General features: G+C 60.1%; 4 protein-coding genes and 1 pseudogene. All 5 read left to right on the forward strand.

What is annotated here, in order from left to right; translation table 11 throughout:
* Positions 1 to 405 (forward strand): annotated as a pseudogene (locus V7080_RS23245) (hypothetical protein); the annotation flags it as partial.
* Positions 406 to 565: 160 nt separating this feature from the next.
* Complete coding sequence (locus tag V7080_RS23250; RefSeq protein WP_334190756.1) at positions 566 to 949, forward strand: DUF6394 family protein; 384 nt, start codon at positions 566 to 568, stop codon at positions 947 to 949.
* A 5-nt stretch (positions 950 to 954) separates the two neighbouring features.
* Positions 955 to 2,676 carry a potassium channel family protein gene (locus tag V7080_RS23255; protein ID WP_334190757.1) on the forward strand — a complete coding sequence of 574 codons (1,722 nt, stop codon included), beginning with the start codon at positions 955 to 957 and terminating at the stop codon, positions 2,674 to 2,676.
* Between the two features lie 400 nt (positions 2,677 to 3,076).
* Positions 3,077 to 3,574, forward strand: a complete 498-nt coding sequence (locus V7080_RS23260) for a C40 family peptidase (RefSeq protein WP_334190758.1) — start codon at positions 3,077 to 3,079, stop codon at positions 3,572 to 3,574.
* A gap of 268 nt (positions 3,575 to 3,842) precedes the next feature.
* The coding region (locus V7080_RS23265; protein WP_334190759.1) for a sensor histidine kinase at positions 3,843 to 5,665 on the forward strand (1,823 nt) is incomplete at its 3' end.

Below are 5,665 nucleotides of genomic sequence, written 5' to 3' on the forward strand. Positions count from 1 at the left end.
CCCGGCGACCGCATCTGGTTCCGCAATCCGGATAGCCATTCGTCCGATGTCACCGGTTATGAAGGGTCATGGGTGATGTATCTGGGCAACGGGATGTTCACCAATTTCTGGAAACGGGCCGAACCCTATACGCTGACCTCGAAATGCCTGGAGATCTTTCACTGGCGTCACGCCGCCCGCCGCGATGCGGCGGGCGAACTGCAGATTGATGAACGCCTGGTCGAAGAGCGCGTCCATGCGTCCGCCAGCGACCCGGACGAAGTGCAGCGCATCCTTGGCCTGATGCTGCGGTACCGGGAACCGAGCGGCGTGTATCGCGACGGCGGCTGCATCGACACCACCCGGGAATATCTGCGCTGGGTGCGCCCGGACACGGGGGACCTCGTTCTTCCGCTTGCTCACTAGATCCCTCCTTCCAACCCATCCCGGTCTTGCGGCTGCGCCATATGCATGGGGAAATCCGGCGCTAAGCTAAAATTCGCAACGCATGCAACATGCGCAACAACATGCCGTGGCCCAACGGCTTTGCCGTCGCAAACGGCCCAACACCCACCAAGGATGTGCAATGAATCTGGAAAAAGTCGTTTTCGCGTTTTTCATCGTGTTTGCAGCGACACTTAATTTCGGCTTTTTCGTCGGCGATATCGACAACCCCGAGCATCACAATATTTATGAATTGTTCGCCGCCATCGTCGTGAACATGATCGCCACCGTATTGAAGTTCGGCGACCGCACCCAGATCGGCGCCGTGCATCTCTCCACCAGCCTCGTGGCAGACTTCCAGCTGATTGCTGCCGCAGTGACCTGGACGGTGGCGGTCCATGTCACCGGCGAGGGCCTGACACCAGGCACGACTGTCAGCATCGTGTCGCTGGCCGGTGGAGCGCTGCTGGCCAATCTGATTTCGGTCACGATGCTGATCGTTGAAACAGTCATGATGCGGCGCTGAAACGGATGAACAAGAACAGCGTCATTTTCCTGGTTCTGCGCCGGATGCGCGCACCGCTGATCGTGCTCATCGCGGTGTACGCACTCGCAGTGCTCGGCCTGGTCATTGCGCCCGGGATCAACGAGGATGGCACGCCGTCGCCGCCGCTGAGTTTTTTTCACGCCTTCTATTTCATCAGCTATACCGCCACCACGATCGGCTTCGGCGAAATACCGAAGGCCTTCTCGGATGCGCAGCGGTTATGGGTCACGGTGTCCATCTACCTGACCGTGGTCGCATGGACCTATACCATCCTGACCCTGCTGACGCTGTTCCAGGACAAGGCATTCCAGCATGCGCTCGTGGCGTCCCGTTTCGCCCGCCGCGTCAAACACATCAAGGCGCCTTTCTATCTCGTCTGCGGATGCGGCGAAACCGGCACCCTGATCTGCCGCGCGCTGGATTTCCTCGGATACGATTTCGTGATCCTCGAAAAGGATGCGCAGCGTGTCGAGGAACTAAACCTGGAGGATTTCAAGACCAATGACCCGGCGCTGGCCGCGGACGCCAGCGTCTCCAGCAATCTGTTGATGGCCGGCTTTCGTCATCCGCAATGCAAGGGCGTGCTGGCGGTGACGAATGACGAGGATGCCAATCTCGCCATCGCCGTCAACGCGCGCTTGCTGAACCCGACCATCCCGGTGCTGGCGCGGGCGCGCACGCCGACGGTCGCCGCCAGCATGGCCTCGTTCGGCACCCACCATATCGTCAATGCCTATGAACGGTTCGCCGAGTATCTCGCGCTTGCCATGTCCTCGCCGGAACGCTTCCGGCTGATCGAGATCCTGACCGGTTTGCCGGGCACGGCGCTGCCGGATGTGCATCGCCCTCCCCGCGGGCGCTGGATCATCTGCGGCTACGGCCACTTCGGACAATCGATCGCCCGCTACCTGTCGCTGCCCGGCATCGAGCTGACGATCATCGATCCCGAGGGCGACGGCCCGGAGGATTGCCGGGTCGTCGCCGGCATCGGCACCGAAGCGCATGTACTGGAACAGGCCGGCATCATGGAAGCGGCAGGCATCGTGGCCGGCAGCCCGAACGATATCAACAACCTCTCCATCGCCATGATGGCCAGGAAGCTCAATCCGGACATCTTCGTCGTGGCGCGGCAGAACCAGGATGCCAACGACATGCTGTTCGACACCTTCCGGGCCGATTTCAGCATGGTGCACACGCGCATCGTTGCGCAGGAGTGCATCTCGATCATCACCACCCCGCTGCTGTCACGCTTCCTCTCGGCAGTGCGCGGTGTCGACGAAGACTGGTGCAGGCAGCTCGCAACCCGCCTGGAAAACATCTGGCACGGGCTGATGCCGGATGTATGGGATATCACCTTCAACCAGCATGCGACGCCGGCGGCATATGAAGCCCTCTCCGGCAACCAACCGTTCAATGTCGGCCTGCTCCTGCGCGACAATGCGGAGCGCGACGACACGTTGCCCGCGATCGTGCTCATGATCGAGCGGGAAGGCCAGACCGTACTGTTGCCGGACGATGCATTCCTGCTAAGACCCGGCGACGCCCTCCTGATCGCCGGCCAGCATTCGGTACGCTCGATCCTGGCGCTGACTCTGAAGAACGCCAATGCCTGCCACTATGTGCTGACCGGCGAGGACCGGCGCGGCGGATGGCTATGGCAATACCTCGCTTCCAGGAAGGAACGGCGCACCGCGCAGTCCGGCTGATGCGCGGCACATGCAGGAATGTGGCCCGGAGAAAGAAAAAAGCCCGCATACCGTGTCCGGCTGCGGGCTGAATCAAACCTTTGGGTGTTACCTGTCTGTTTACGGCAAGATGCACGCAAACTTTAACCTTCAACATCGGGACGCCGCCTTCCATCGGAAACACAACGATCCGTCCCGCTTGCGCTGCACACTGCGCCCACAAAAAAGCCCGATCGGCTTTTGGCTACGGGCAATCCCCGAGGAGACGTCAGGGAGGAGACATTCGGACGTATTCGAATGCATAGCCTGATGACTAACCATTAGTTAAATAGTTCGAGAAAAATTTTGCACATGCAGGTAACACCTTTCCGTATGGAATGCAGGCATCCTATACAATTGCCGCCAAACCATATCGACCTGCATGAAACGACGCCTTCCAGTTGCCATTCTCCTTCTCGCTATTGCCGGATGCAGTAGCGTCCCTCCCGCGCCAGCCAATCGGATCAGCGCCGATGTCTTCCAGAATGAACCCGAAGCATCGCCGGCGGCACGGGAAGTGGCCATGTATGCCTTGATGCTGCTGAAGACGGGATACCGGTTCGGCGGCAAGAACCCGGAGGCCGGGCTCGATTGCTCGGGCATGGTGACCTATGTTTACCGGGAGGCCGTCGGGATGCCTCTGACGGGAAATGCGGCCTTGCTTGCACGGGAAGGCCGCGAGGTGGCGATCGACCAGCTTCGCACCGGCGACCTGGTATTGTTCAACACCCTTGGCCGGCCGTTCTCCCACGTGGGTATCTATCTTGGCAAGGGGGAATTCATTCACGCGCCGAATTCCCGGGGCCAGGTGCGCGTTGACAAGCTGACCAATCGTTATTGGGCTCAGCGGTTCGAAATGGCAAGAACGTTGCTGGATTGATGCAAGACCGCAACCGGCGACACAGGAAAATGCAATGCCCCATGCGATCACGCTTTTATTTCTGACCATCCAAGAATTTTTAACGATGGAATAGTGTCAAATTTTTTTTGACATTCAGACATTTCAGAGATATGGCGTTTGTTCAACCATCGCAGTTCCGAGCTCGAGATTGACGCATCCGACGCTCCCGACATCCCATTGGTCCGTACGAAAATTCTTAACCTGCCTTGTCCTCGTTTGCCTGCTGCCGGGAATCATCGGTGCAGCGGTGCTGTTCATCTACCAGTACAAGCATGGTCGCGCCCAGCAGGAGAATGTGACGGTCCAGACCGCCCGCGCCCTGAGCCAGGCGGTGGACAGCAGGCTGCGCAAAAGCATATCGCTGGGGCAGGCGCTCGCGACACATGATTCGCTGCCCGCGCGCGATTACGCCCGCTTCGACGCCGTGGCGCGCGAACTTCTGGCACTGCCGGAAATGGGGTCCAATGTCGTCGTAAGAGATCGCAGCGGACGGCAATTGGTTAATACCGCGGTACGGTTCGGCGAGCCTTTGCCCGTTACCGCGATTCCCGCTCCGGTGCAGCGTGTCTTTGCCACCGGAGCGCCCGCCATATCGGATCTCTTCGTCGGCCTTCCGCTCAAGCGACCGATCATGAGCATCAACGTGCCGGTCGCCATCAATGGCCGGGTGGACTATGTGATTGGCGTCGGCCTGCTGCCGAAAGAGTTCGATGCCATCCTCAAGGCACAGGAACTTCCTTCCGGCTGGATAGCCGCGGTTCTGGACAGCAGCGGCACGATCATCGGACGCAGCCGCACGCCCGAAAAATTCATCGGCAACAAGGCAACGCCCGGCTTGCTCGAGGCCTTGCTGAACGGGCGTGAAGGGACCATCAGCACCACGACCCAGGAAGGCATGCTGGTGCTGACCGCCTATAGCCGGTCTTCCACCACCGGCTGGAGTGTCGCCATCGGCATTCCCAAGAAATCCCTCGCGGATGAGCTGATCGTTCCCCTTTCGGCACTTGCCGCGGGTATTGCCGCCCTGTTCGGCATCGGCCTGGTGCTCGCGTGGTTCATGGGGAACAGGATCGCCCGGTCGATCAGGGCGCTTACCGCCCCCGCCATGGCATTGGGAAGCGGCGGTTCGGTGCTGGCTCCCCGCGTGCATCTCAGAGAGGCCGCCGAAGTCGGTTCCGCGATCGAACGTGCTTCGCAGCTGCTGCAGGAACGTTCCAATGCGCTCGAAGCCGGGAAAAACGAACTGGCCCAGGCCCATACCCTGTTGCGCGAGGTGATCGACAGTTCGCCTGCGCTCATCTACCTCAATGACCTAGAAGGAAACCTGCTGCTGGTGAACCAGACGTATGAACGGCTCATCGGCACCGGCTCCGCGAACGCCATGGCGGGCGACCGGCAATCCCCGCATTCCTCTCCTGCCAAACGATTTTCAACAAGCGACCTGCACGAGCTGTCCGGCGGAAAAATCATTCAGTCCGAGGAGGCGATGAACACCAGCGAAGGTGTGAGGCACTACGCGGTTCATCAGGCGGCGCTGCGCAACCAGGAAGGAACAGCCATCGGCGTCTGTGCGGTGGCAGTCGACATCACGTCCTTGAAAGTCGCGGAAGCCAAGATTCGCGTGCTGGTGGAAACGCTGGAGAAGCGCGTGGAACAACGTACCGAAGAGCTCAATCAAGCGAATGACCAATTATTGAATGTGAATCGTGAACTGCAGGAAGCGAACGACCAGCTCGAGGCATTCAGCTATTCGGTCGCGCACGACCTGCGCGCGCCGCTGCGCAGCATCCAGGGCTTCTCCGATGCGCTGCTGGAAGACTACAGGGACAGCCTGGAGGACACCGCGCAAAATTATCTGCAGCGCATCACGAAAGCGGCTTCACGCCTCGAACTGCTCATCGATGACCTGCTGTCCTACAGCCGCCTGGCACGGATGGAACTCCCGCTTTCCACCGTGAGCCTGGATCGCGTCGTCGGTGAAGTGATGGCCAACCTCGGTGCGCAATTGCGGGAAACCGGTGCAGCCGTGGAAGTCGCGCCCACGCTGCCTTTTGTACGGGCAAACAAGGC

It is taken from the genome of Noviherbaspirillum sp. (assembly GCF_036846085.1).
GTDB lineage: Bacteria > Pseudomonadota > Gammaproteobacteria > Burkholderiales > Burkholderiaceae_D > Noviherbaspirillum.

Bases quoted from the DNA above. Each gene is read 5' to 3' on its own strand.
- V7080_RS23260 (WP_334190758.1), top strand. From the start codon at position 3,077: ATGAAACGACGCCTTCCAGTTGCCATTCTCCTTCTCGCTATTGCCGGA.
- V7080_RS23255 (WP_334190757.1), top strand. From the start codon at position 955: ATGAACAAGAACAGCGTCATTTTCCTGGTTCTGCGCCGGATGCGCGCA.
- V7080_RS23250 (WP_334190756.1), top strand. From the start codon at position 566: ATGAATCTGGAAAAAGTCGTTTTCGCGTTTTTCATCGTGTTTGCAGCG.